Genomic DNA, 26091 nt, shown 5'->3' with positions numbered 1-26091 from the left:
GCATGCGCACCCGGATGACCACCCTGCCCTGGGTCTGCTGGGCGGCGGTGGGGCTGGTGACCGTGCAGTTGGTGGTCCGGGTGGTGGTGGCGTTCGGGGGCTACTTCTATTGGGACGACCTGATCCTGGTCGGCCGGGCCGGCACCCACGACCTGTGGTCGGCGGCGTACCTGTTCGACGATCACGACGGCCATGTGATGCCGGGGGCGTTTCTGGTGGCCGGGGCGCTGACCCGGGCCTGGCCGCTGCAGTGGGCGGCGCCGGCGGCCAGCCTGGTGGTGCTGCAGCTGCTGGCGTCGTTGGCGCTGCTGCGGGTGCTGTGGGTGATTCTGGGCTGGCGGCCGCTGCTGCTGGTGCCGCTGACATTCGGGTTGTTCTGTCCGCTGGGCCTGCCGGCGTTCGCGTGGTGGGCGGCGGCCCTGAACGCGCTGCCCATGCTGGCGGCGCTGGCCTGGGTGTGCGCCGACGCGATCCTGCTGGCGCGCACCGGAAACCGGCGCTACGCCTACACCGGGACGCTGGCCTATGCGGGCGGTCTGCTGTTCTTCGAGAAGGCCGCGGTGATCCCGTTCGTGGCGTTCACCGTGGCAGCGCTGCTGCGTTATGTGGCCGGCGAGCAGCCGTGGGAAGCGGTCGCGCGGGCGTGGCGGGCCGGGCTCCGGTTGTGGACGGCGACGCTGGTGGTGACCGCCAGCTGGATCGGGGTCTACCTGGCGGTGGTCAACCAGAAGCGGTGGAGTTTCGATCTGGACATGACCCGCGAGCTGCTGTGGCGCTCGATCACCCACGGCATCGTCCCGAGCCTGGCCGGTGGCCCGTGGACGTGGGCCCGTTGGGCGCCCGCCTCGCCGTGGGCGCTGCCGGGCCCGGTGGTGATGACGCTGGGCTGGCTGGTGCTGGCGGGTCTGCTGGCGGTGTCGCTGGCGCGCAAACACCGGCTGGTACCGGTGTGGCTGGTCGCGACCGGCTACGCCGCGGCCTGCCAAGTCCCGATCTATCTGATGCGTTCCTCGGCCTTCACCGCATTGGAGCTGGCCCAGACCCTGCGATACCTGGCCGATCTGGTCGTGGTGCTGGCGATGCTGGGTGCCGTCGGACTGTGCGCGCCCAACCGGCAGGCGTCGCGGCGGCTGGACGCCTCGCCGGCCCGGGCGGTCGCGGTGGCCGCCCTGGCGGTGGCCTTCACCGCCAGCAGCCTGTATTCGACGGCGACGTTCTTGGCCCGCTGGCGCGATGACCCGGCCCGGTCCTATCTGCAGAACGCCCGGCACGCGCTGTCCGCGGCCCGCGCCGAGTCGGATGCGCCACTGCTCGATCAGGAGGTCGACCCGCTGGTGTTGCAGCGGGTCGTCTACCCGGAGAACCTGGCCAGTCACCTGTTCGCACTGGTTCGCGACCGACCGGAGTTCGCTTCTGCGACAACGCAGTTACGGATGCTCACCAGCGCGGGGACGCTGACCGATGCACAGGTGACCTGGGTGCGGGCCATCGCGGCCGGGCCGGTGGCCAAGTGCGGGTACCTGGTGCAGCCGAGCCTGCCGGCCACGCTGGGGCTGGACGGTCCGCTGCTGCCGGCGGACTGGACGGCCGAGATCAACTACCTGGCCAATGTCGACGGTTCGATGACGCTGTCGCTGTCCGACAGCCCCGAGGTGCGGGTCAAGGTACGCCCGGGACTCAACCGCGTTTACGTGCGGCTTCCCGGCGCCGGTTACAACATCAGGGCCCGCGCCGACACCGCCGCGCTGTCGGTGTGTATCGCCTCGGGACCGGTCGGGTACGTCGCACCGCGCTGACCCGCTCGACCACGGCAGATATGCGTTTCGTATGAGTCCGTGCTGTCAGGTTGCCCGGCGGGTGCAGCCGAAAATACCTTCGGATATCGGCGATTTGAGGAGTGCCGATGAATTTTGCAGCGTTGCCCCCGGAGGTCAACTCTGCGCTGATGTATTCCGGACCCGGATCCGGCCCCATCCGTGCCGCCGCCAGCGCCTGGAAAGCCATGGCCGCCGAACTGGAATCAGCAGCCAACTCCTACCGCAGCATCATCGCCGCACTCACCGACGAAACCTGGCAAGGCCCCGCCGCCACCGCCATGGCCGCCGCCGCAGCCCCCTACGCCGCCTGGATGAGCACCACCGCCACTCAAGCCGGCCACGCCGGCACCCAGGCCAACACCGCCGCAGCCGCCTACGAAACCGCCTTCGCCATGACCGTGCCACCGGCGGTCATCGCCACCAACCGCACCCAACTGGCCACCCTGATCGCCACCAATATCCTCGGCCAAAACACCGCCGCCATCGCCGCCAACGAAGCCCTCTACGCGCAGATGTGGGCCCAAGACGCCACCGCCATGTACGGCTACGCCGGCACCGCCGCCGACTCCACCGGCGCCATCTCGCCCGGTTTGGCGTTCGATCTGGCCGGCGCGGTTCTGGAGGTGGGCAGCGTCGGTCCGTTCGGCGGAATCGGCCTGGGTGGTGCGTTCGGCGGCCTGGCGATCACCCTAGGTGAGCTCGCCTTCCCCGAGGGCGCGGAGGGCCTCGGGGCGCTGGGCGGCCTAGGCCTACTGAGCCAGACGGCGCCCGCCGTCGGCGGTCTGGGGTCGATGGCCGGCCCGGCCGGCGCGACCTGGGCGAGCATGGGCAAGGCGGTGCCCCTGGGCGCACTGTCGGTGCCGCAGGCCTGGGCCGCCGCCACACCGTCGGCGCTGCGCGAAATCACGTTAGTGTCAACCCAATCCGGTGCGGTAACTGCGACCGCTGCAGGATCCGGTGCCCCGTTCGCCGAGATGGGCCTGGCTGGCATGGCCGGACGCGCCGTGGCCGGCACCCTCCGAGCGGGACAGGCACCGACGACCACCCAACCCAACCCCAGCGCGCCACCCAAGCCCGCCGAGGAACCCGACAAGCCCGACAAACCGGTCAAGGCCAAGGCGATCGGCGTCGTGGCCGAACTGCGCGCACTCGTCGAACTGCGGAACTCCGGAATCCTGTCCCAGGAGAAATTCATCGACCGCAAGCAACGCCTTCTCGGCGAATGACCGCGAGGCCGGGTGGACAATGATGACCGATGGCGGGTAACACGGACCACCGCAGTCCGCGCAAAGCGATCCTCGGTCAACTGCCGCGGATCAATCGGCCCGACGGATCACCGATCCGGGTCCTGCTGGTCGACGACGAGCCGGCACTGACCAATCTGGTGACCATGGCCCTGCACTACGAGGGGTGGATCGTCGACGTCGCCCATAACGGGCGCGACGCGGTTACCAAGTTCCACAGCGGCGAGCCCGATCTGCTGGTGCTCGACATCATGCTGCCCGACGTCGACGGGCTGCAGATTCTGCGACGGGTCCGCGAATCCGACGCCTACATTCCGACGCTGTTCCTCACCGCCCGCGACTCGGTCACCGACCGGGTCACCGGTCTGACCTCCGGCGCCGACGACTACATGACTAAGCCGTTCAGCCTGGAGGAGCTGGTCGCGCGACTGCGCGGACTGCTGCGCCGTTCCGCGCAACTCTCGCCACCGGTCGATGAGGTGCTCACCGTCGGGGATCTGACGCTCGACGGCCCCAGCCGCCAGGTCAGCAACGGCGGCGTTCCGGTGTCACTGTCCACCACCGAGTTCGAGTTGCTGCGGTTTTTGATGCGCAATCCCGGGCGGGCGCTGCCTCGCGCGGAAATCCTGGACCGGGTGTGGAATTACGACTTCGCCGGGCGCACCAGCATCGTCGACCTCTATATCTCCTATCTGCGCAAGAAGATCGACGTCGATCCCCCGATGATCCATACCGTGCGGGGGGTGGGTTACATGCTGAAGCCGCCGCCATGACATTCGCCCGCACCTCGCCCCGGCGTCCGCGGGCGCTGCGCCGTCAGCTGGTGTTGGGGGTGTCCACCGTGGTGACGGTGGCGTTCGTGGCCGTCGGCGTGGTGTCGGTGCTGAGCCTGCGCAGCTATGTCACCGCGACCAGCGACGCCGATCTGTCCGAGTCGCTCAACGCGTTCAGCCATTCGTTTGCCAAGTATCGCCGCGTCGAGAACGCCATCGGTCCCGACGGCCTATCGACGGTCGGTCGGGCCTTGCTCGGTTTCAGTGACCAGACCCCGGGCAATGTCCTGGCGGTGCTGCGCGACGGCAGGGTGATCGGCTCGGCGGTGTTCACCGAGGAGGAGCCCTATCCGGCGCCGGCCGACGTGGTGGCCGCCGTCGACGCGCACCATTGGCGCAACGGTCCCCCGCAGACGATGGAACTGGGCAGTCTGGGCACCTACCGGGTGGAGACCCGCGTCGTCGACGACCACGACATGTTGTTTATCGGCGGGTCATTGAACCTGGCGAACCGCATTGTTGCCCGCCGAATGGCCACTGCCGCAGCGCTTTACACGGCGGCATTGCTGATCACCGCGACGCTGACGATCACGGTGGTCAGCTACGCGTTGCGCCCGCTGCGGCGGGTCGCCGCCACCGCTGCCTCGGTGGCCGCGATGCCGCTTACCGACAGCGACGAACGCATCACCGTCCGGGTGGCCGACGCCGATGTCGACCCTGACCATGAGGTCGGTATCGTCGCCGGCGCCTTGAATCGCCTGCTGGACAACGTCGATAGCGCCTTGGCCTACCGAGGCGAAGCCGACCGGCGGATGCGGCAGTTCATCACCGACGCCAGCCACGAGCTGCGCACGCCGCTGGCCGCGATCCAGGGCTACGCCGAGCTGACCCGGCAGGACAGTTCCACGCTGCCCCCGACCACCGAATACGCCCTGGCCCGCATCGAATCCGAGGCGCAGCGCATGGCGTCGCTGGTCGAGGAGCTGCTGCTGTTGTCGCGGCTCAGCGAAGGTCAGGACCTGCAGGTCGAAGACGTCGACCTCGCCGATCTGGTACTGGACGCGGTCAACGACGCCGCGGCCGCCGCACCGAGCCACCACTGGGTCAAGGACCTGCCGGAGACCCCGGTGTGGGTCCGCGGTGACCGCGCGCGGCTGCACCAGGTCGTCACCAACCTGTTGAAGAACGCCTGGGTGCACACCCCGCCCGGGGTGACGGTGACGACCGCCATCGCCGAGGACCGGGCCGGGGTGGGCGGGCCGGCCGCGGTGTTGACGGTGGCCAACGACGGGCCCGGGATCGACCCCGACATGGTTCCGCACCTGTTCGAGCGATTCGTCCGTGCAGACAAGGCCCGCTCGGGCGAGCTGGGCAGCACCGGGCTGGGCTTGGCGATCGTCGCCTCGATCGTCAGCGCGCACCGCGGTTCGGTGGACGTGGAATCGGCCGACGGGGCCACGGTGTTTCGGGTGCGGTTGCCGATCGCCGACCCGGACCTGGCGCCCGCCCCGGTGACGGCGCCTGGCGAGCGTGCACAGAATGCCGGCTAGAACGGCGTGCCGCGGTGCAAACACGCACGCTCGACGCCGACAAGGCATCACACGGTCCACACACCCGTCGCGACCGCGGCCTGAAATTCACACCCGTCGACCCAACTGAACTCGGGGCAGTCCCGTCCGTCAGCGCGCGGCTATGGCGGCCAGGGTCCGCGGTGGGCCCTGTGTCGGCTTCCGAATCCATCGGCTCTCTCAAGCGACTGGTGCTATCCGGTCCTGATGCGTGTAGACGTTCATAGTCCCCGCGCGTAGAAACCCGACCAGGGTCAGCCCGCTGTCGCCGGCCAAATCGACGGCCAGCGATGACGGTGCCGACACTGCGGCCAGAATCGGCACACCGGCCATGACTGCTTTCTGCACCAGTTCGAACGATACCCGACCGCTGACTAGTAACACATTGCCGAACAGGGGGATTCGCTGGCGTTCGACGGCCCAACCGATCACCTTGTCTACCGCGTTGTGCCGTCCGATGTCCTCGCGGATCACCAGCAACTCACCCTGCGGAGTGAACAGCCCAGCGGCGTGCAGGCCGCCGGTGCTGTCGAACACTTTCTGCGCCGCACGCAAGGTGTCGGGCAGCTGCGTGAGAACCGCAGAGGTTACGACCGTGGTATCGGCGCTGGGATGGTGTCGCGTGCGCTGAGTGATGGCCTCCAGTGACGCCTTCCCGCACACCCCACACGAAGAGGTGGTGTAGAAGTTGCGCTCGAACCCGGTCTCGGGCGGCGTCACCCCCGGCGCGAGATCCACGTCGAGCACGTTGTATGTGTTGGTTCCCTCGGCGGCACGGCTGTTGCAGTACCGCACAGTGGCAACGTCGGAGCGGTCAGTGATGAAACCTTCGGTCAGCAGAAATCCCTGCGCGAGTTCCACATCGGCGCCGGGTGTGCGCATGGTCACCGCCAGCGGGCGGCCGGCTACTCGAATCTCGAGCGGTTCCTCCACAGCCAGGGTGTCCGGCGACGCGGCGCACTGCTGGCCGGTCAGCCGGGTGATCCGGACGCGTGTGGTAACCCGACCCATCAGGCGCGACGCTCGAGACGGATGGTGACGGCCTTGGATACCGGGGTGTTGGACTTGCGGGCGGTGTGATCCAGCGGGATCAGCGGGTTGGTTTCTGGATAGTAGGCCGCCGCGTTCCCGCGCGGCGTGGGATAGGACACCAACCGGAAATCCTCGGCGCGGCGCTCCTGGATGCTCCCGTCGGGCAACGTCCACTCCGACACCAGATCCACCCGGGCGCCATCGGCGCAGCCGGCGGCGGCGATGTCGTCTGGGTGACAGAACACCACGCGGCGGCCACCTTTGACGCCGCGGTAGCGGTCGTCGAGGCCGTAGATGGTGGTGTTGTATTGGTCATGGCTGCGCATGGTCTGCAGGATCAGCCGGCCCGGCGGCACCGGCAGCCAATGCAAATCGTGGACCACGAAATTGGCCTTGCCGGTTGCCGTCTTGAACTCGCGGTTGTCCCGCGGCGGGTGGGGCAGGACGAACCCGTCGGGCTGGCGCACGCGGGTGTTGAAATCGGTGAAGCCAGGAACCACCCGGGCGATCGAGTCGCGGATACGATCGTAGTCGGCAGCGAACCGCGCCCACGGCACCGAATGATCGGGCCCAAAGAGAGCTCGTGCGACACCGCAGACGATCCCCACCTCGCTCCGCACCTCGGGACCTGGCGGTGTGAGCCTACCGCGAGACAGGTGCACCACTGACATGGAATCCTCCACGGTGACAGCTTGTTTGCGGCCCCCCGTCATATCTTTGTCGGTGCGGCCCAGCGATGGAAGGATCAGCGCGGTACGGCCGGTGACCAGATGCGATCGATTCAGCTTCGTCGAGACTTGCACAGTCAGAGCGCAATTACGCAATGCGGCCTCGGTGACGACAGTATCCGGGGTCGCGGAGACGAAGTTGCCGCCCATTGCCATGAAAACCCGGACCTTGCCGTCACGCATGGCGCGGATGGTGTTTACGGCGTCGTAGCCGTGATGGCGCGGGCTGGTGATACCGAACTCGACGTCCAAAGCGGCTAGGAATGACTCGGGCATCTTCTCCCAGATCCCCATTGTTCGGTCGCCTTGAACGTTCGAGTGACCGCGCACTGGGCATACACCCGCCCCTGGCTTTCCGATCATTCCCTGCAGGAGAAGCAGATTGGTGGCGTCCTGGATGGTGGCAACACCGTGAATCTGCTGAGTCAGGCCCATCGCCCAGCAGATGATGGTCTTCTTCGACGAGAGCAGCGCTGCGGCGGTGTCGTCGATCTGCCGGCGGGTCAAACCGGTGGCCTCGAGTACGGTGTCGAGGTCGACACCGCGGATATGCGCGGCGTACTCATCGAAACCAGCGCAGTGCTTGGCGATGAAATCGCGGTCCAGCACCGTGCCGGGGTTGCGATCCTCGGCTTCCAGCAGCAGTTTGGCCAGCCCCTGGAACAGCGCCTGGTCACCACCGATCCGGATCTGCAGCAAATCATCCGAGATGGGGATACCGTGACCGACGACTCCGTGCAGCTTCTGCGGGTCCTTGAACCGAAGCAGTCCCGCTTCAGGTAGCGGATTAATGCCGATCACCTTGGCGCCGTTGGTTTTCGCCTTCTCCAGCACCGACAGCATCCGCGGATGGTTGGTCCCGGGGTTCTGGCCGGCGACCAAGATGAGGTCAGCGTGTTCGAGGTCGGGAACTGACACCGAGCCCTTGCCGATGCCGATGCTTCCGTCGAGTGCAGCGCCCGAGGACTCGTGGCACATGTTGGAGCAGTCGGGCATGTTGTTGGTGCCGAAGCTGCGGATCAGCAGCTGGTACAGGAAGGCGGCTTCGTTGGAGGTGCGCCCAGAGGTGTAGAACGCCGCCGAATCAGGCGTGTCGAGCGCGCGGAGTTCGTCAGCGATCAGTGTGAACGCTGACTCCCAGCTGATCGGCTGATAGTGGGTTGCGCCGTCCCGCAACACCATCGGATGGGTGAGACGACCCTGCTGGCCGAGCCAGTACTCGGTGCGCTCCAGCAGATCCGCGATGGAATGCTGCGCGAAGAACTCGGGTCCCACTCGCCGAGTGGTGGCCTCCTCTGCGACGGCTTTGGCTCCGTTCTCGCAGAACTCGGCATATTTGCGATGCCCCGGGGTTTCCGGCCACGCGCAACCGGGGCAATCGAAGCCATCTCGCTGATTGAGCCGCGCCAGGGTGCGGGCGGTGCGGGTGAAACCCATCTGCCCGATACCGCGTTGCAGCGAGACCACCACTGCCTTCAACCCGGCCGCATGGGCCTTCTCGTGGGTGGCGACGACGTCATCTTCATCGAAGTCGAAATCAGCCTTAGGGCGGAACACTCAACCATTCTCAGGAGCCACATCCCCGCCCACAACGGTTTGGTGATGACCATTTCACATGCTTCGATAATTCAGACCTATCAATCAGGAGTTCACGTGAAAGCCAATGTGCAGATCGTACAACTGGAGTATCTGGTGGCACTGGCTCGGGAACGGCACTTCGGGCGGGCCGCGACCGCCTGCCACATCAGCCAGCCAACATTGTCGGTAGCGATCCGCCGTCTCGAGCGTGACCTCGGGGTACCGATCGTCCTGCGAGGACATCGATTCGAGGGGTTCACCATCGAAGGGGCACGCGTACTCAGCTGGGCACACCGCATCATTGCCGAGCGTGATGAGTTGCTCGCCGATGTAGAACGCATGCGCGGACGGCTGAATATGACCGCGCGAATCGCCGCGATTCCGACCTCAGTGTCCGCGATCCCATTGTTGACATCCCGGCTGCTCGCCTCCCACCCTGCGGCTAGCGTCCGGGTAGAAGCCCTGTCCTCACGCGAGATCGCCCGCCGATTGGCTGATTTCGAGATCGATGCCGGGGTGACCTACCTCGACGAAGAAACCCCGCCGGGCTGCCGGCAAACGCCGCTGTACCAAGAGCGTTATGTGCTACTGGCACCGCAGGACAGCGACGTGATGGCGGCACAGACCGTCACCTGGGCGCAGGCGGCCACCCTTCCGTTGTGTGTGCTCACCCCGGAGATGCGGAACCGCCGCATCCTCGACGCCTACATGGCCGCTGCCGGTGTACTGCTGCAGCCGGTACTTGAGGCTGACACGGTGGGCGCCATCTATGCGCACCTAGACCGCGCGCATCTGGCGACGATCGCCTCACACGCATGGCTGTATGCGTTCGGTGTGCCAACGGGGCTGGCGGTGCGCCCCATCGCCGAGAGCCGGGCTGGACCGACGGTCGGAGTAATCACCCCTGCCCGTGTACCCGAATCACCCGCCGCTGACGCCCTCCATACCGCAGCCGCAGAATCCGAGATGTGGACGGTGTTCGACAATCTGCTGCGACAATTTCGAACCGAGCGCTGATGCGATACGCCCCGTTGCCGGTCGGGCCGACTTGTCCGCCGTCACAACCGATTCGTCGGCCCGGCCGCTGAGCACACGCGTGTCACCATCGCTGCGATGCCCAACCGGCGCTCTGACGAAGGCATCGCCGCTCATCACGCAACCCAGCAAAGAATGCAACCCGGCGAGCAGGGGAAGATCACCACAGCCCAGCTTGGCAAGGATCTGTTCGAGGCACGGACCTACATCCGCGACACCGAGGGAGTCCGCCGAAAGATCCGTCGTACCAAGAAGTCAACCGAGGACGCTGAGCGGAATCTGCCGGTATTGCGCCGCGGTCTGCGGTTCGATAGCACCCTCGGCCGTCATTCCCGGCCAGTCTGTCACCGCAGGACACCCGCAAACACGATGCTCTACCGGTGAAAGTGGTTCCCAAAGCGGGGAGTCGAAGTGCTCACCACGTTGTATGGACCGTCGGGGCCGGCCGGACTGGTGTTGAAGAACCGCGACGGCGAACCGCCGGCACCATCGTGCGAGACCACCTCTGCGTCGAGGCCGCCCGGTAGCAGTTCGACACGCATACTTGACCACCGCCGAAGGCCACTACAGCGAGCGGAAAAACCACCGGCCCGGACGCTCGGGAAGCCCTGGACAGGTTCCTCGGTGGGGAAAGTAGCCCGTGAATGTCGTCGGAAAGGAGTCGATCCGACCGCTTGTGAAGCAACGCTTAGCTCTGCTGCCAGCGTTTCCTCTGGTAGATGGAGCCGCCTAGGAGAATCGAACTCCTGACCTATTCATTACGAGTGAATCGCTCTACCGACTGAGCTAAGGCGGCCTGCCCGGCGCTTCCGGACCAGCCGAGTTTACAGGTCGGCCCGCAGCGCCTGACCGATGGTGGCGACCATGGCGCCGACGGCGAACCGGGGCTTGACGTTCACCGCCAGCGCCTCGCGGCATTCGAGCACCGCCTCGATGCAGCGCAGCAGCGCGGTCGCCGATGAGTGGGCGGCCATCGCCGCCACCGCGTCGGTCATGTCCGGGTGATTCGGCCGGGCGGTGCCGACACTGGATGCGGTCAGCAACGCGTCCCGGAAATAGGACGCGAGATCGATCAGGGCCCGGTCCAGCGCGTCACGCGAGGCCCTGGTCTGGCGGGACTTCTGCCGCCGCTCCAGATCCTTGATCACCCCGGCGGTGCCGCGCAGCGTCCCGGCGGTGCCCTTGCCGGTGCCGCCGGCGCCCAGTGCGGTGCGCAGCTCCTCGGTCTCGGCCTCGGCCCGCTCGGCGGTCAGATCCCGGGCCTCGGACTCCGCGGCGGCCACCAGCTCGTCGACCGCGGCGAACGCCCGCGACGGGGTGGCCGCATCCCGGGCCAGCGCCAGCGCCCGCTGACGCCGCTGGCGGGCCTCGGGATCGGTGGCCAGCCGCCGGGCCCGGCCCACATGCCCGCCGCTGACCGCCGCCGCCCACGCGGCCGTCTCGGCGTCGAGGCCGTCGGTCTCGGCCAGCACCTCGGCGATCGCCGCCGGCGCCGGGGTCACCAGCGCCACGTGCCGGCACCTCGACCGCAGCGTGATCGCGATGTCCTCCGGATCGACCGAGGGCGCGCACAGCAGGAACACCGTCGACGGCGGCGGCTCCTCGACGACCTTGAGCAGGGCGTTGGCCGCACCCTCGGTGAGCCGGTCGGCGTCCTCGATCACCACGATCTGCCACCGGCCGGTCCCGGGCCGCCGGGAGGCGACCTGCACGATGGCCCGCATCTCATCGACGCCGATCGACAACCCCTCGGGCACCACCCGCCGCACATCGGCGTGCGTGCCGGCCATCGTGGTGGTGCAGGCACGGCACCGTCCGCAGCCCGGCCCACCCTCGGCGTCGTCGGCGGTGCACTGCAGCGCCGCCGCGAAGCACAGTGCCGCGATCGATCGGCCCGAACCGGGCGGCCCGGTGATCAGCCAGGCGTGCGACATCCCGCCGGCGGAGACCGCACTGTGAGCGGAATCACCCCGAGCCGAGCGGGCCGCCGCCAACAGCTCGGCCTCCACCGTCTGCTGGCCTACCAACCGCGCGAAAACCCCGGACATCACCGGTCACAGTAGCGGCTGGCCGCGACATTCGGACTCCGGCTTCGTCGCCCCGCCGGATACGGTGTCCTGGTGAGCACCAAGACCCTGGCGGGACGGATCAACCGATTCGTCCGCTGGGTGCTGCGCACGCCGTGGCCGGTGTTCACCCTGAGCATGTTGCAGGCCGACATCATCGGCTCGCTGTTCGTGTTCGGCTTCCTGCGGTTCGGGCTGCCGATCGAGGACCGGATCAATCTGCAGGACCTGCCACGCGCCAACCTGGTGTGGTTCGCCGTCACCTTGTTGTTGCTGTTCGCCTTCGGCTTCACGGTGAGCACCTCGTTGCTCATGCCGGTGTTCCGCTGGCAACGCCGAGAGGCCCTGCTCACCGACCCCGACGCCGGCGCCGACCCGGCCGACACCGAACTGGCCCGGTCCCGGGCGCTGCGGATGCCCTTCTACCGCTCGCTGATCAGCATCAGCTACTGGATGGTGGGCGGGGTGGTGTTCGTCATCGTCAGCTGGCCGGTGGCCCACGACGTGGTGCCGGTGGTGGTCACCGCCACCGCGCTGGGAGCGGCGGCCACCGCGATCATCGGCTACCTGCAGTCCGAGCGGGTGCTGCGGCCGGTGGCCGTGGCGGCACTGCGCGGTGGGGCGCCGGAGAACCTGCTGGCGCCCGGGGTCATCCTGCGCCAACTGTTGACCTGGCTGCTGTCGACCGGGGTGCCGCTGCTGGCGATCGTGCTGTCGGTGCTGGCCGCCAAGACCTCGCTGCTCAATGCCTCGGCGGACAAGCTGTTCACCCCGATCCTGTTCATGGCACTGGCCGCCCTGGGGATCGGTCTGGTCGGCACCGTGCTGGTGTCGATGTCGATCGCCGACCCGCTGCGCCAGCTGCGCTGGGCGCTCGGGGAGGTGCAACGCGGTAACTACAACGCGCACATGCAGATCTACGACGCCAGCGAACTGGGCCTGCTGCAAGCGGGGTTCAACGACATGGTGCGTGATCTTGCCGAGCGGCAGCGACTGCGCGACCTATTCGGACGCTACGTCGGCGAGGACGTGGCCCGGCGTGCGCTGGAGCGCGGCACCGAGCTGGGAGGCCAGGAACGCGATGTCGCGGTGCTGTTCATCGATCTGGTGGGTTCCACCCAGCTCGCGTCGACACGGCCGCCCAGCGAGGTGGTGAACCTGCTCAACGAGTTCTTTCGGGTGGTGGTCGAGGCCGTCGGGCGGCACGGCGGTTTCGTCAACAAGTTCCAGGGTGACGCCGCGCTGGCCATCTTCGGCGCGCCGATCGAGCACCCGGACGCCTGCAGCTCCGCTCTGGCGGCGGCGCGGGAACTGCACGACGGGCTGCTGCCGGTGCTCGGGTCGGAGGAGTTCGGCATCGGCGTCTCCGCCGGGCGGGCCATCGCCGGTCATATCGGCGCCCGGGCCCGCTTCGAGTACACCGTGATCGGCGACCCGGTCAACGAGGCCGCCCGATTGACCGAGCTGGCCAAGCTGGAGCAGGGCCATGTGCTGGCGTCGGCGGTCGCGGTCAGTGGGGCGGTCGACTCCGAGGCATTGTGCTGGGAGGTCGGCGAGATCGTCGAGCTGCGGGGCCGCGCCGTGCCCACTCAGCTGGCACGACCGGTGAATCTTGCCGTGGTCGAAGCGATCCCGACCGAAGACAGCGAGACCTCCGCCGCGGCGGACTGACTCAGCGCTTGGCGGCCTTCTTCGCCGGCGCCTTGCGGGTGGTCTTCTTGGCGGCCCGCTTGACCGGCCCCTTGGCCCGCCGGTCGGCGAGCAGTTCGGCGGCACGCTCATCGGTGATCGATGCCACCTCGTCACCTTTTCGGAGGCTGGCGTTGGTCTCACCGTCGGTCACGTAGGGACCGAACCGACCGTCCTTGATCACCATCGGCTTGCCGGTCGCCGGGTCGGCACCCAGTTCACGCAGCGGTGGCGCCGAAGCCGCTTGGCGGCCACGGCGTTTCGGCTCGGCGTAGATCTTGAGCGCTTCCTCGAGGGTGATGTCGAAGATCTGCTCCTCGGTCGACAGCGATCGAGAATCGGTGCCGCGCTTGAGATACGGGCCGTAGCGGCCGTTCTGCGCGGTGATCTCCTCACCCGATTCGGGGTCGACACCGACCACCCGCGGCAACGACAACAGTTTCAGCGCGTCGTCGAGGGTCACCGTCTGCAGATCCATGCTGCGCAGCAGCGACCCGGTGCGGGGCTTCGGTCCGGTCGGCTTCTTGCCCTTCTTGGCAGTGCTGCCGGACTCGTCGTCGGGGGGCGGGGGCAGGATTTCGGTCACGTACGGGCCGTACCGGCCGTCCTTGGCGACGATCTCGTGCCCGGTGGCCGGGTCGACACCGAGCGACCGGCCCTCCTGCGGGGTGGCGAAGCGTTCCTCGGCCAGCGCCAGGGTCAGCTCGTCCGGCGGCAGCGAGTCGTCCAGGTTGGCCCGCTGCGGGGTCGGCTCGCCGTCGTCGCCGGCGACCATGCGCTCCAGATACGGGCCGTTCTTGCCGACCCGGACATAGATCGGCCTGCCCTGCGCGTCGTCGAACAGCTTGATCGAGTTGATCTCGCGGGCGTCGATGCCCTCCAGGTTGACCCCGACCAGCTTCTTGAGGCCCCCGGCCCGCGCGATCGAGTCGTCCACGCCGTAGTCGCCGCCGAAGTAGAAATTGTGCAGCCAGTCGACCCGGCGCTGGCGCCCGGCGGCGATCGCGTCCAGCTCGTCTTCCATGGCGGCGGTGAAGTTGTAGTCGACCAGCCGGCGGAAGTGCTGTTCGAGCAGCCCGATCACGGCGAACGCGACCCAGGACGGGACCAGCGCGCTGCCCTTCTTGTAGACGTAGCCGCGGTCCTGGATGGTCTTGATGATCGACGAATAGGTCGAGGGCCGCCCGATACCCAGCTCCTCGAGCGCCTTGACCAGTGAGGCCTCGGTGTAGCGCGCGGGCGGGTTGGTCGAATGCCCGTCCGGGCTCAGCTCGGTGGCATCCACCCGCTGGCCCTGGCTCAACTGCGGCAACCGGCGCTCGGCGTCGTCGGCTTCGCCGCCGGCCAGCTCGTCGACAGTCTCCACGTAAGCCTTGAGGAACCCGGCGAAGGTGATGGTGCGGCCGCTGGCGGCGAACGTCACCTGCTCACTGCCGGATTGCCCACCGATCCGCAGGCTCAGGGTGGTGCCACGGGCGTCGGCCATCTGCGAGGCGACGGTGCGCTGCCAGATCAGCTCGTAGAGCCGGAACTCGTCGCTGCCCAGCTCGTTGCGCACCGCGTCGGGGGTCGCGAACGTCTCGCCGGCCGGCCGGATCGCCTCGTGGGCCTCCTGGGCGTTTTTGACCTTGCGGGTGTACTGCCGCGGCGAGGGTGAGACGTACTCCTCGCCGTAGAGCTGACGGGCCTGGGTACGTGCGGCATCGATGGCCGACTGCGACAGCGTCGTCGAGTCGGTACGCATGTAGGTGATGTAGCCGTTCTCGTAGAGCCGCTGGGCGATGCTCATCGTCCGTTCGGCGGAGAACCGCAGCTTGCGACCGGCTTCCTGCTGCAACGTCGAGGTCATGAACGGCGCATAGGGCCGCCGGGTGTAGGGCTTGTCCTCCACCGAGGTCACGGTCAGCGACGCGCCCTGCAGCCCGGCCGCCAGCGCGTTCGCGGCCGCCTCGTCGAGCACTCTGACCTCGTCGGGCTTCTTCAGCGCCCCCAGCGAGTCGAAATCGCGTCCACTGGCCACCCGCTGCTCGTCGACGGCCACCAGCCGGGCGGTGAAGGTGGGCGGGGATGCGGTCGGATCCGAGACGCTGGCGTCCAGTTGAGCGACCACGTCCCAGTAAGAGGCGCTGCGGAAGGCCATCCGCTCGCGTTCGCGCTGCACGATGATGCGGGTGGCCACCGATTGGACCCGGCCCGCCGACAGCTTCGGGGCGACCTTCTTCCACAGCACCGGGCTGACCTCGTAGCCGTACAGCCGGTCCAGCACGCGGCGGGTCTCCTGGGCGTCCACCAGGTCGATGTCGAGGTCACGGGGGTTCTCGGCGGCGTTGCGGATCGCCGGCTCGGTGATCTCGTGGAACACCATCCGTTTGACCGGGATGCGCGGCTTGAGGGTCTCCAGCAGGTGCCAGGCGATCGCCTCGCCCTCCCGGTCACCATCGGTGGCCAGATAGAGCTCGTCGACGTCTTTGAGCAGGCCTTTGAGTTCGGTGACGGTGCTCTTCTTGTCCGGGCTGACGATGTAGAGCGGCTCGAAGTCGGCGTCGACATTGACGCCCAGACGCGCCCAAGGTTCGGTCTTGTACTTCGCCGGCACGTCCGCGGCGTTGCGCGGCAGGTCCCGGATGTGCCCGCGAGAGGACTCGACGACATAGTTACTGCCCAGGTAACCGGCAATTTTTCGTGCCTTCGTGGGCGACTCGACAATGACGAGTCGCCGCACAGGTGAATTTGTGCCGCCGTTGCGGCCGGGGTCAGCCAACTGCGCTTACGCTCCACTTCTGTCCCCACCTGCAGGCCGCGCCGCCGGTGGACAACTGACAATCTCGCACTGACGGCCATGCCGACGCAAACCGGCGTACAGAGCGGAATTGTCTCAAAGGTGACGGAGATGGCCCGGGATCGGCGCTTCGACACGCGGCCACTGGGCCAACGCCTCGGGATCGGCCGGTGCTTCCCCGACGTTTTCCACCAGCCGGGAGAGCCTGCGTCGGCCGGTGATCCGCAACGCGGGCCGGCTGCCGCGGGTGCCGATCAGGGTGGGCGCTATCCCGACCCGCATCATGGCCGAGGCCAGCGGCGCGAAGGTTTCCGGTGCGTGGGGGTCCAGGCCGAGCAGATACCGGTCGGCTTCCGCGGCGCCGGAGGCCAGCGTCCATGCCCGCAGCGCCCGCGGGCCCGGCAGCCACCCCGGCGACACGGTCTTGACCGCTCCGCGGGTCCAGGCTTCGGCCAGTGCGCGCAATCGGGGATCCACCGCCGTCCGCACCAACGGGGTGTCCTCCTCGGTGCGGGTGATCTCCGGTAGCAGACCGGCTTCGCTGATCATCTCGGCCAGGGCCACCGCCCGCCACTGCGCATCGACCACGACCGAGAGCCGGGCGCCGCCGGCCGCCATGATGATCTGTCCCGGGCCGGCCAGCACCCCGGTGAGGTCGGCGACACTGGGCGGCACCGACTCTGCCGAAAAGAAGGAAAGCTGGCTCACGTCACCGACAGTAGGCCGGTCCGCCTTCCGGCAGCGACGGGATCGGCCCAACCGGTCCGACCCGCCCGAAACGAAACCCCCCGGTTCTGCTCCGTTGGGGGGAGCTGCCCGGGGGGTACCGAATCCAGTTGCTTAGACGGCGCGGACGCCCGTGGCCTGCGGGCCCTTGGGGCTCTGCCCGACCTCGAACTCCACGCGCTGGTTTTCCTCGAGGGTGCGAAAGCCGGACCCTTGGATCTCCGTGTAGTGGACAAACACGTCCGCTGACCCGTCTTCAGGCGCGATGAAGCCGAAGCCCTTCTCCGCGTTGAACCACTTCACAGTTCCCTGTGGCATTTGTCGATCTTTCCTTACTCTTCTTGCCCGGTGCGATGCACCGTTATTCGGGGCACCGCCCTTCGCTGCCCCGGGCCTGTTCCGGCCGCCGTACCCTGGCTGTCGACCGATGCGGGCACCGGCCCCTTCCCCGTGGGCACTGCGGCCGCAACCACAGATCCTGCGAAGGCTTACACGAACACAGAAGCTACGACCGTCCATCAGTCAACCATGTTCATCGCGTCGAGGACAGACTGCGGTGCCTAAATAGCCTGTCGAAGCTTTGAGGCGGGGTGAACAATACGGCGGCGGACTTGCCATGCGAGCGATCAGGGACGAGGCGAATGACGGTGAATTTCGGCGGTGAATTGCTGGCCGCCGCGCTCGCCGGTGTCGAACCCGGTGAACGACCGCTGCGCCACGTCGCCGACCTGCCGGCATCCGAGGGACAGCTGGGCGCCTGGCCGCAGTGGGCCGACCCCGACGTCATCGCCGCCTTCACCGGGCGCGGCATCGAGGCGCCGTGGTCGCATCAGCTGGCCGCCGCCGACCTCGCCCACGCCGGACGTCACGTGGTGATCAGCACCGGCACGGCATCGGGGAAGTCGCTGGCCTACCAGCTTCCGGTGCTGAACGCGCTGGCGGCCGATCCGCGCGCGCGGGCGCTGTATCTGTCACCGACCAAGGCGTTGGGCCACGATCAGCTGCGCACTGCCCACGCCCTGACCGCGGCGGTTTCGCGGCTGGACGGCTCCGCGGGTGTGGCCGGGGCGGTGGCCCCGACCGCCTATGACGGCGACAGCCCCGCCGAGCTGCGCCGGTTCGCCCGGGAGCGGTCGCGCTGGGTGTTCTCCAACCCGGACATGATCCATCTGTCGATGCTTCGCCACCATGCCCGCTGGGCGGTCTTCCTGCGGGGGCTGCGCTTCGTGATCGTCGACGAATGCCACTACTACCGGGGCATCTTCGGCTCACACGTGGCGATGGTGCTGCGCCGGCTGCTGCGGTTGTGTGCGCGCTACTCGACGGGGCCGGGGCCGGCGGTGATCTTCGCCAGTGCCACCACCGCCGAACCGGGCGCCAGCGCCTCGGCGTTGATCGGCCAGCCGGTCGCCGAGGTCACCCGGGACGGGTCGCCGCACGGCGCCCGGACGGTGGCGCTGTGGGAGCCGGCCCTGCGCACCGACCTGACCGGGGAGAACGGCGCACCGGTGCGCCGCGCCGCCGGCACCGAAGCGGCCCGGGTGATGGCCGACCTGATCGCCGAGGGCGCCCGCACCCTGACGTTCGTCCGGTCCCGCCGCGGCGCCGAACTCACCGCGCTGGCGGCCCGCACCCGGCTGGAATCGGTCGCCCCGGCGCTGGTCGACAAGATCGCCTCCTACCGGGCGGGTTATCTGGCCGAGGACCGCCGGGCCTTGGAACGTGCGCTGGCCGACGGTGAGCTGTACGGCCTGGCCACCACCAACGCCCTGGAGCTCGGGGTGGACATCGCGGGGCTGGACGCGGTGGTGATCGCCGGCTTCCCCGGCACCGTGACGTCGTTCTGGCAGCAGGCCGGGCGCTCGGGGCGGCGCGGCCAGACGGCGCTGATCGTGCTGATCGCCCGCGACGACCCGCTGGACAGCTACCTAGTGCATCACCCCTCAGCGCTGCTCGACAAGCCGATCGAGCAGGTGGTGATCGATCCGGCCAACCCCTATGTGCTGGGACCTCAGCTGCTGTGCGCGGCCGCCGAACTGCCGCTGACCCTCAGCGAGGTGCGCCGGCTGGGCGCCGAGCAGGTCGCCGAGGACCTGGTCGACGATGGGCTGCTGCGCCGACGGTCCGAGAAGTACTTCCCGGCACCCGGGCTCGACCCGCATCCGGCGGTGGACATCCGGGGATCGGCCGGTGGGCAGGTGGTGATCCTCGAGGCCGACACCGGCCGGCTGCTGGGCAGCGTCGACGCCGGCCGGGCGCCGGCCACCGTGCACACCGGTGCGGTGTATCTGCACCAGGGCGAGAGTTATGTGGTCGACTCGCTGGACACCGAGCGCCAGATCGCCTTCGTGCGCGCCGAGGATCCCGGCTACGCGACGTTCGCGCGGGAGATCACCGACATCGACGTGACCGGTGACGGCGAGCGCATGTTCTTCGGGCCGGTCAGCCTCGGCCTGCTGACGGTCACGGTGACCCGCCAGATCGTCGGCTACCTGCGCCGGCTGCCCACCGGCGAGGTGCTGGATTTCATCGAGCTGGACCTGCCGCCGGCGACGCTGCCGACCACGGCGGTGGTCTACACCGTCGCCGCCGAGGCGCTGGCTGAATGCGGCATCGCCGAACCGCGAATCCCCGGGGCGCTGCACGCCGCCGAGCACGCCGCGATCGGGATGCTGCCGCTGGTGGCCAGCTGCGATCGTGGTGACATCGGCGGCCTGTCGACGGCGCTGGGGCCCGGCGCGCTGGGTGGACTGCCCAGCGTGTTCGTCTACGACGGGTATCCGGGCGGTGCCGGGTTCGCCGAACGCGGTTTTCGCGCGGCACCGACCTGGTTGGCGGCCACCGCGGCGACGATCGAGTCCTGCGAATGCCCGCACGGCTGCCCGTCGTGCGTGCAATCACCCAAGTGCGGAAACGGCAACGACCCGTTGGACAAGGACGGCGCGGTGCGGGTGCTGCGATTGGTGCTCGGCGAGCTGAACCGCGCTCGCCAATGATGGCGGGAGTCGGCCGACCCCCCGAACGGCCGACTCCCCCGATCGGCTACCCCCGCAGACGCGCAGTGGGCCAAGTGCGCCACACCGAAACGCCGGCGGAGCCGCATGACGAACGCTCGAAAAGGCGAGCCGTTCCCAAACCCGGTGACAAGCCGGACGCGGCCGTAAGTTACCGGCTGTAACCGAGCGGCGCAACTCGAAACCCACTGACGCTACCTGCAGTCAGGCTGCGAAACAGGGTAAACGCCTGCCTTGGTGCTGGTAGTAAACCGTTGGCCGTAAAATCGCAGGTTATGGCACATGACTGGCTGCTGGTGGAGACACTCGGCGATGAACCGGCAGTCGTCGCACAGGGACGCCAGGTGAAGAATCTGGTGCCGATCGCGCAGTTCCTGCGTCGTAGCCCGCACCTGGCCGCGATCCAGACCGCGATCGCCGAATCGATGCGTACCGGGCAGAGCCTGGTCAGCATCACCCCCAAGCACGATCGGGTGATCCGCACCGAGCCGGTGGTGATGTCCGACGGTCACGTGCACGGCGTGCACGTCTGGAGCGGCCCGCCCGACGTCGAGCCGCCGGAGCGCCCCACCCCGGGCCCGCTGAAATGGGATCTGACGCTGGGGGTGGCCACCGACACCAAGGAATCGCTGGCCAACGGCGGCAAGGATCCCGAGGTGGAGGCCACCCACGGCCGGGCTTTCGCCGAGGAGCTGCCGGCCCGCGACTTCAGCCCGAACGAGAACAAGGTGCTGGCGTTGGCGATTCGGGCCGAGCCCGGCCAATCCATTTGCAGCAGTTGGGATATCACCGACTTCCGCGGCGAGACCATCCGGGTGGGCTTCGTGGCGCGCACCGCCTGGGAAGCCGATCCCACAAGTGGGCGTGACCATTTGGTGTCGCGCGGCATGAACTGGCGCGGGCAACTCGACGGCACCGTGCAGCGTCCCGACTTCTTGGCGCAGCAGATCCTGCACGGACTGGCCCAGCCCGGGGTGCACCGGGCCATGGTGGACCTGACCGACTGGCGACTGCTGAAGTGGCTGGACGACCCGTGTCCGTTCTACGACTGGCGCGGCACGGTGGATGCGCCACGGGTTCACCCCGACGACGAAGCCCTGATCACCCGCATGACAACCGACTTCACCCAGGGGCCGGCCACCGGGGTGCTGCGGCTGCGCCAGGCCGACGGCGGCTGGGAGCCGGTGCATGTGACGGTGAACCGGGTGGAGCTCGAGGAGGGCACCTACGCCGGTTTGATCGCGCTGCGGCTTCCCACCGCGCGGGACCTGGCCGACGCCGGGCTGGGTCCGGCCGCCGGCGCCTCCTAGCATCAGCTCCGGCCGGCCGGCCCGGCTCGGGCCGTCGCTCGGGCCGGCCCGATGCGCCAACCGGGTATGGCGACCGCGACGGTCATCACCAGATCGAGTCCGTCTACCGCACAGTCGCTTTCACCGGCACCCAGGCGGGCGGCCAGTCTCCGCGCCTGCGCGCAGGCGGTTTCCGCGCCGGCCGGGACGAGACGTGCACCGGCCAGGGCGGCCAGGTCGGCGGCCGTCTGCGCCCGGTGCCGCGCGATGACCGCCGCACCGAGCACGAAGCCGCCACCGGCGAGGCTCAGCAGCACCGCGACCATCGCGGCGGCGGCCACCGTGGCCGCGCCGGCCTCACCGCGATGGTTCCGCGGCCGACACCGCCTCGGCGGCAATGGCCAGCCCGGGCAGCAAGGCCGGCCGGACGGTGACCGTCGCGACCACGAACTCGCCGTCGGAGCGCAGCCGGATCGCGGCCCCGGCGGGCGCGATCCGCTGGGCCACGGCCGTGGCCGCCGGGGTGTCGCCGCGCGCCGCCAGCCTGGCGGCCTCCCGTGCGGCGTCGAGGCAGCGAAGCTGCGCGGAGACCGCGCTGAACCCGGCCAGGCACAACACCAGCACCGAGACCAGGGCCGCCAGCGCGAACGCCGCCTCGACCGTGCTGGCGCCGGTATCGTCGCCAAGCCGACCATTCCCGGTCAACGCCCGTCAGACCTTGGTGTTCAACGCTCGCCCGATGACCCGGGTCAACGCTGAGACAATCGAATCTCCGGTCACCACGGTGTAGAGGATCGCACCGAAGGCGGCAGCAGCGATCGTCCCGATCGCGTACTCCACCGTCGACATCCCGGACTCATCGGAGGCCAGCAGCGTCAGCCTGAGCTGGACGGCACGAAATATGTTGCGCACCTGAACTAGCTGTGTTCTCACGGAATCTCCCTTATCCCTCACCCACTCCGGGTTCTCGCGGCTCGTCCGCGAAGCAACGGCGGTCACAGCAGACCTGAGCGCAGCACGTCACCGGCCAACCCGGCGATCACCGGCACGATGCCCAGGCAGACGAAAGCCGGCAGAAAACACACCCCGAGCGGCCCGGCGATCAGCACTCCGGCCCGCTCCGCGGCGGCCGTGGCGGCGTGCGCCGCCTCGTCGCGGCAGTGAGCCGCGAGCTCCCCGAGCCCGGTCGCCAGGGCCGTGCCCGAGGAGCCCGACCGTCGGGCCAGGCGGAGCACCGCGATCGTCGACGGGTCGAGCAACCGGTCTCCCGGTACCGACCACGCGACAGCCGGATCAGCGCCCAGAGCCAACAGATCCGCACCGCGACGCAGCGCGCCTGCCAGCTCCGGCGGCGCAGACCGGGCGGTCGCGGCAGCCGCACCCGAGACCGGCATTCCGGCGGTCAGGCAGAGCGCGAACACGTCGAGGCCGGCGGCGAATGCCAGCGCGTCGGTGCCCGGCACCGGCCGGCGGTTCACCCGACGTTCCGGCCGGGGTATCCCGGCCCGGGCCCGCACCGTCGACGGGGCGGTCAGCATGGCCACCGCGAGCAGTACCGCGGCGGTGCTCACGAGACGCCACCCACACGTCCGGTGATGTGGTCCGACCACAGCAATCCGGTGCAGACCAGGCTCACTCCGACCACCGACAGCACCCCGCCCGGGCCGCCGAGCAGAAAGCCGATAGGGCGGGCGCCGATCAATTGGCCCAGCCCCACCCCGAGCACCGGCAGGCAGCCCAGGATCGAGGCGGAGGCCCGCGCACCGGCCATACCGGCATCGGCTCGCGCTGAAAACCGCTGCCGGGCAGCGATATCGCTATGCGCCGCCTGCATCAGGGTGGCCACCGCCAGGCCGTGCTGGCCGCCGAGTTCCCAGTAGACCGCGAGCCGTTCCCAGTGCGCGGGCAGCGCCGAGGACTTGGCCGCATCCCGCAGGCCGGTCGCAACGTCGGCACCCAGGCGTGCCCGCGCGACCACCGCCCGCAGGCCGGCGGCCACCGGTCCGTGGCCGGTCTCGGCGGCGGCAACGGCGAAGGCCCGCACCGGATGTGCGCCGATACGCAACTCACCGACCAGTACATCGAGCGCGCTCTCCAGGGCGCGGGCCTCCGCCACGGCACGCCGGCCGCGGCGACGACGGCGCTGACGCAGCGCCGCCGTGGCACCCAACGCCGCCCCGGCCAGGCAGGTGCTCGGCGGCAGCGTGACCGCGGCCAGCACCGCGGCGCAACCGCCCAGCGTTCCGAGAACGACCCACCGGCTGACCCGGCGACCGGGGCGGTTACTCGGTGTGAGCCGCCGGCGCGGGGAGACGCCGAGCAGTATCGCCGAGGCCAGCGCGACCGCTGTGACCTCCGAGCCGGTCACCTCGGACGCCGATCGCGCAGCAGGGCGCGGAATTCGGTGACGTGCTCACTCAGGCCCCGCTCGACCTGCCATACCGGTGCGGTCTGCACCATGCCCGAGGCGGTGCGGCGCAGCAGCGAAATGTCGGTGAGCCGCCGCCTACCGCTGAGATCACGGCCGACGTGCAACAACATTTGGACGGCAGCGGCTAGTTGGCTGTGCAATCCGGCCCGGTCCAGCCCGCCGAGCGCAGCCAGCGCTTCCAGGCGGGCCGGAACCTCGGCCGGGCTGTTGGCGTGCACGGTGCCCGCGCCGCCGTCGTGCCCGGTGTTCAACGCGGCCAACAGGTCGACCACCTCGGCGCCCCTGACCTCGCCGACCACCAGCCGGTCCGGCCGCATCCGTAGTGCCTGCCGGACGAGATCGCGCAAGCCCACCTCGCCGGCGCCTTCGACGTTGGCCGCGCGTGCCACCAGCCTGACCAGATGCGGGTGGCGGGGCTGGAGTTCGGGGGCGTCCTCGACGCAGATCAAACGCTCCTCGGCACGTACCGCCCCCAGCAGGGCCGCCAGCAGAGTGGTCTTTCCGGCGCCGGTGCCGCCGGAGACCAGAAACGCCAGCCGAGCGCTGATGATGTCGTCCAGCAGCGCCGCCGCCGGCGGTGCGATCGCGCCGGCGGTGATCAATGCGGCGACGTCCTGGGTGGCCGGGCGCAATACCCGCAGCGACAAGCAGGTCCCGTCGGCGGCGACCGGCGGCAGTATGGCGTGCAGGCGCACGGTGAACTCGCCGGTACCGATCCCGCTGAGGTGGCCGTCGACCCACGGTTGAGCGTCGTCGAGCCGGCGTCCTGCGGCCACTGCGAGCCGTTGGGCCAGCCGGCGCACCGCCGTCTCGTCAGCGAACCGGATCTCCGTGCGCCGCAGACCGTCTCCGTCGTCGACCCACACCGCATCCGGGGCGGCGACCAGCACATCGGTGGTGCCAGGCGCGCACAACAGGGGTTCCAGGATCCCGGCACCGGTCAGTTCGGTCTGCAACACCCGCAGGTTGGACAGCATCTCGGTGTCGCCGAGCACCCCGCCGGATTCGGCCCGGATCGCCGCGGCCACCGCCTGGGGACGCAGCCCGGCGGACTCCCGGGGCTCCCACGACTGTGAAGCCAGCCTCTCCCGGACTCGGTCGATCAGCGAATCCCTCATGCTGCCACGGCTTTTCGCGCGGGCAATACGCCCAGAACCCGATCGGCGGCCATCGCCAGCGCGGAGCGCCGATGCAGGCGCAAGCCCGCATGCTCGAGCCTCTCGGCCAACCGCGGCTCGGCCCGCAGCGTCGCCAGCAGCGGCAGCCCGATGATCTCGGCGACCTCGGCGGCACGAAGTCCGCCCGGAGCCGGCCCGCGCACCACCAGCCCGACGTTGGGATTGGCCGCGTGCAGACGCGGCGCCAGCACGGCGCCGGCCGCACACGACCGCACATCGCACGGGCTGACCACGACGACGAGATCGGCTGTGCCGAGTGCGGTCTCCACCGGATCACTCATGCCCCGGGGCAGATCACAGACCACGGTGATCCCGCCGCGGCGGCCCGCGTCCACCACCGCCTCCACGGTGGCAGCCTGGACCTCCGGGGCCCCGTGGTTCTCATGGCCGCGGCGAATCCCGGAAAGGACACTCACCCCGCGCTGACGGGGCAGTGCCTCGCGCAGTGCCGGCCAGGTCAGCCGCCCGCTTCGCGCGGTCAGGTCGCACCAGCGCAGGCCCGCGATGTTCTCGGTACCGGCGAGCAGGTCGATGCCGCCGCCCCAGGCGTCCAGGTCGACCAGCAATGCGTCACCGGCGCGCTGCGCCAGTGCCGTTGCCAGCAGCGAGGCTCCGGCGCCGCCGCGGGCGCCGATGACCGCGATCGCCTGGCCGCGGCACCCGCCGTCGCGCGCCGACTCGGCCGCCACGGCCAGCTCGGCGACTAGCTCGTTGCCGTCGGCGGGCAGTGTCAGGACGCGCTGCGCCCCCACCGCTACCGCGGCCTGCCAGCTGGCCGCGGTGGGCTGGGCTGAGGTGAGCACGATGACGTGCGCGCGGCGCGGCAGCCCGGCCGCGACGCAGGAGGCGGCGGCGTCCTCGTCGAGCACCGCCGCGGTGGCCGCCGTCCAGGACCTGCGGCTCGGGATGGCGGCACCGAGATGGACGACGCGCACGCCCACCGCCGCGCCCACCCGCTCCAATTCGTCACGCAATGCGGGCTGAGTGACGAGGGCCAACAGGCCGGCGGCTGTGCTCACGCCCTCACCGTGGCGGTCGGTTCGCCGCATCGCCAGCCGCTACGCGATGGATGTGGATGAAATTTGCGGCTGTGAAAAACCGTTAGGCAGCAGTCATCGGAATTTCAAGTCGAATCGGATCATAA

The 26091-nt window shown here is 69.2% G+C and carries 22 protein-coding genes and 1 tRNA gene; 9 read left to right on the top strand and 14 right to left on the bottom strand.

What is annotated here, in order from left to right:
- The first annotated feature begins 2 nt into the window (after positions 1–2).
- From BST28_RS06000 to BST28_RS05985, 4 genes are all read left to right on the top strand, one after another.
- Positions 3–1796, top strand: coding sequence for a hypothetical protein (locus BST28_RS06000; RefSeq protein WP_205634575.1), 1794 nt, complete (start codon positions 3–5; stop codon positions 1794–1796).
- Positions 1797–1903: 107 nt separating this feature from the next.
- Positions 1904–3043 carry a PPE family protein, SVP subgroup gene (locus tag BST28_RS05995; RefSeq protein WP_083080319.1) on the top strand — a complete coding sequence of 380 codons (1140 nt, stop codon included), beginning with the start codon at positions 1904–1906 and terminating at the stop codon, positions 3041–3043.
- Positions 3044–3072: 29 nt separating this feature from the next.
- Positions 3073–3834, top strand: coding sequence for a response regulator transcription factor (locus tag BST28_RS05990; RefSeq protein WP_065289391.1), 762 nt, complete (start codon positions 3073–3075; stop codon positions 3832–3834).
- Positions 3831–5384: a sensor histidine kinase gene (locus tag BST28_RS05985; RefSeq protein WP_065289392.1), complete on the top strand. Its 1554-nt coding sequence runs from the start codon at positions 3831–3833 to the stop codon at positions 5382–5384. The genes BST28_RS05990 and BST28_RS05985 overlap by 4 nt, the downstream gene beginning before the upstream one ends.
- Before the next feature lie 198 nt (positions 5385–5582).
- On the opposite strand, the gene fdhD is transcribed toward BST28_RS05985, so the two are convergent.
- Positions 5583–6413 carry a formate dehydrogenase accessory sulfurtransferase FdhD gene (gene fdhD / locus BST28_RS05980; protein ID WP_065289393.1) on the bottom strand — a complete coding sequence of 277 codons (831 nt, stop codon included), beginning with the start codon at positions 6411–6413 and terminating at the stop codon, positions 5583–5585.
- Complete coding sequence (locus BST28_RS05975; RefSeq protein WP_083080318.1) at positions 6413–8719, bottom strand: FdhF/YdeP family oxidoreductase; 2307 nt, start codon at positions 8717–8719, stop codon at positions 6413–6415. The genes fdhD and BST28_RS05975 overlap by 1 nt, the downstream gene beginning before the upstream one ends.
- A 96-nt stretch (positions 8720–8815) precedes the next feature.
- On the opposite strand from BST28_RS05975, the gene BST28_RS05970 reads away from it, so the two are divergent.
- Positions 8816–9757: a LysR family transcriptional regulator gene (locus tag BST28_RS05970; RefSeq protein ID WP_109510995.1), complete on the top strand. Its 942-nt coding sequence runs from the start codon at positions 8816–8818 to the stop codon at positions 9755–9757.
- 96 nt (positions 9758–9853) lie between these two features.
- Entirely contained in the window at positions 9854–10159 is a 306-nt protein-coding gene (locus BST28_RS23655; RefSeq protein ID WP_131813872.1) for a hypothetical protein, read from the top strand.
- 336 nt (positions 10160–10495) lie between these two features.
- Here the strand turns inward: BST28_RS23655 and BST28_RS05965 are convergent.
- Positions 10496–10571, bottom strand: a tRNA-Thr gene (locus tag BST28_RS05965).
- Between the two features lie 28 nt (positions 10572–10599).
- Positions 10600–11823, bottom strand: a complete 1224-nt coding sequence (locus BST28_RS05960; protein ID WP_065289397.1) for a DNA polymerase III subunit delta' — start codon at positions 11821–11823, stop codon at positions 10600–10602.
- Between the two features lie 18 nt (positions 11824–11841).
- Between BST28_RS05960 and BST28_RS05955 the strand changes: the two genes are divergently transcribed.
- A complete protein-coding gene (locus tag BST28_RS05955; RefSeq protein WP_109510996.1) occupies positions 11842–13512 on the top strand; it encodes an adenylate/guanylate cyclase domain-containing protein in 1671 nt (556 codons plus the stop codon).
- A gap of 1 nt (position 13513) precedes the next feature.
- Here BST28_RS05955 and topA read toward each other — a convergent pair whose 3' ends face one another.
- The 3 genes from topA to BST28_RS05940 all read right to left on the bottom strand — a co-directional run bounded on the left by topA (position 13514) and on the right by BST28_RS05940 (position 17353).
- Positions 13514–16291, bottom strand: a complete 2778-nt coding sequence (gene topA / locus BST28_RS05950) for a type I DNA topoisomerase (protein WP_083080316.1) — start codon at positions 16289–16291, stop codon at positions 13514–13516.
- 114 nt (positions 16292–16405) lie between these two features.
- Positions 16406–17017: a hypothetical protein gene (locus BST28_RS05945; protein WP_083080315.1), complete on the bottom strand. Its 612-nt coding sequence runs from the start codon at positions 17015–17017 to the stop codon at positions 16406–16408.
- Positions 17018–17149: 132 nt separating this feature from the next.
- The gene (locus tag BST28_RS05940) at positions 17150–17353 is read right to left on the bottom strand and encodes a cold-shock protein (RefSeq protein WP_005138711.1); all 204 of its coding nucleotides are present in this window, start codon (positions 17351–17353) and stop codon (positions 17150–17152) included.
- A 323-nt stretch (positions 17354–17676) separates the two neighbouring features.
- Between BST28_RS05940 and sftH the strand changes: the two genes are divergently transcribed.
- Complete coding sequence (sftH, locus tag BST28_RS05935) at positions 17677–20031, top strand: DNA 3'-5' helicase SftH (protein ID WP_083080314.1); 2355 nt, start codon at positions 17677–17679, stop codon at positions 20029–20031.
- Positions 20032–20324: 293 nt separating this feature from the next.
- Positions 20325–21359, top strand: a complete 1035-nt coding sequence (locus BST28_RS05930; protein WP_065289401.1) for a PAS domain-containing protein — start codon at positions 20325–20327, stop codon at positions 21357–21359.
- Positions 21360–21361: 2 nt separating this feature from the next.
- Here the strand turns inward: BST28_RS05930 and BST28_RS24635 are convergent, their stop codons facing one another.
- The 7 genes from BST28_RS24635 to ssd all read right to left on the bottom strand — a co-directional run bounded on the left by BST28_RS24635 (position 21362) and on the right by ssd (position 25996).
- Positions 21362–21679, bottom strand: coding sequence for an Rv3654c family TadE-like protein (locus BST28_RS24635; RefSeq protein WP_234808205.1), 318 nt, complete (start codon positions 21677–21679; stop codon positions 21362–21364).
- A gap of 16 nt (positions 21680–21695) precedes the next feature.
- The gene (locus BST28_RS24630) at positions 21696–22043 is read right to left on the bottom strand and encodes a TadE family type IV pilus minor pilin (RefSeq protein WP_065289402.1); all 348 of its coding nucleotides are present in this window, start codon (positions 22041–22043) and stop codon (positions 21696–21698) included.
- A gap of 6 nt (positions 22044–22049) precedes the next feature.
- On the bottom strand, positions 22050–22250 hold the full coding sequence (locus BST28_RS05920; protein ID WP_065289407.1) for a DUF4244 domain-containing protein: 201 nt from the start codon (positions 22248–22250) through the stop codon (positions 22050–22052).
- 83 nt (positions 22251–22333) lie between these two features.
- A complete protein-coding gene (locus tag BST28_RS05915) occupies positions 22334–22909 on the bottom strand; it encodes a type II secretion system F family protein (protein ID WP_065289403.1) in 576 nt (191 codons plus the stop codon).
- Positions 22906–23706: a type II secretion system F family protein gene (locus tag BST28_RS05910; protein ID WP_083080311.1), complete on the bottom strand. Its 801-nt coding sequence runs from the start codon at positions 23704–23706 to the stop codon at positions 22906–22908. Before BST28_RS05910 ends, BST28_RS05915 begins: the two co-directional genes overlap by 4 nt.
- Positions 23703–24887 carry a TadA family conjugal transfer-associated ATPase gene (locus tag BST28_RS05905; protein ID WP_065289405.1) on the bottom strand — a complete coding sequence of 395 codons (1185 nt, stop codon included), beginning with the start codon at positions 24885–24887 and terminating at the stop codon, positions 23703–23705. The genes BST28_RS05910 and BST28_RS05905 overlap by 4 nt, the downstream gene beginning before the upstream one ends.
- Complete coding sequence (gene ssd / locus BST28_RS05900) at positions 24884–25996, bottom strand: septum site-determining protein Ssd (RefSeq protein WP_083080310.1); 1113 nt, start codon at positions 25994–25996, stop codon at positions 24884–24886. The genes BST28_RS05905 and ssd overlap by 4 nt, the downstream gene beginning before the upstream one ends.
- Positions 25997–26091 lie beyond the last annotated feature (95 nt).

Source organism: Mycolicibacter kumamotonensis (assembly GCF_002086285.1).
In the GTDB taxonomy this organism is placed as follows: Bacteria; Actinomycetota; Actinomycetes; order Mycobacteriales; family Mycobacteriaceae; genus Mycobacterium; species Mycobacterium kumamotonense.
This window is presented reverse-complemented; position numbering and strand designations above follow the sequence as displayed.

Excerpts from the sequence above, each read along its gene's own strand:
- BST28_RS05990 (WP_065289391.1), top strand. The coding sequence starts at position 3,073 with ATGGCGGGTAACACGGACCACCGCAGTCCGCGCAAAGCGATCCTCGGT.
- BST28_RS05930 (WP_065289401.1), top strand. The coding sequence starts at position 20,325 with ATGGCACATGACTGGCTGCTGGTGGAGACACTCGGCGATGAACCGGCA.
- sftH (WP_083080314.1), top strand. The coding sequence starts at position 17,677 with ATGACGGTGAATTTCGGCGGTGAATTGCTGGCCGCCGCGCTCGCCGGT.
- BST28_RS05960 (WP_065289397.1), bottom strand. The coding sequence starts at position 11,823 with ATGTCCGGGGTTTTCGCGCGGTTGGTAGGCCAGCAGACGGTGGAGGCC.
- BST28_RS23655 (WP_131813872.1), top strand. The coding sequence starts at position 9,854 with ATGCCCAACCGGCGCTCTGACGAAGGCATCGCCGCTCATCACGCAACC.
- BST28_RS05985 (WP_065289392.1), top strand. The coding sequence starts at position 3,831 with ATGACATTCGCCCGCACCTCGCCCCGGCGTCCGCGGGCGCTGCGCCGT.
- BST28_RS05905 (WP_065289405.1), bottom strand. The coding sequence starts at position 24,887 with ATGAGGGATTCGCTGATCGACCGAGTCCGGGAGAGGCTGGCTTCACAG.
- BST28_RS05995 (WP_083080319.1), top strand. The coding sequence starts at position 1,904 with ATGAATTTTGCAGCGTTGCCCCCGGAGGTCAACTCTGCGCTGATGTAT.
- fdhD (WP_065289393.1), bottom strand. The coding sequence starts at position 6,413 with ATGGGTCGGGTTACCACACGCGTCCGGATCACCCGGCTGACCGGCCAG.
- BST28_RS05940 (WP_005138711.1), bottom strand. The coding sequence starts at position 17,353 with ATGCCACAGGGAACTGTGAAGTGGTTCAACGCGGAGAAGGGCTTCGGC.
- ssd (WP_083080310.1), bottom strand. The coding sequence starts at position 25,996 with ATGCGGCGAACCGACCGCCACGGTGAGGGCGTGAGCACAGCCGCCGGC.
- BST28_RS06000 (WP_205634575.1), top strand. The coding sequence starts at position 3 with ATGCGCACCCGGATGACCACCCTGCCCTGGGTCTGCTGGGCGGCGGTG.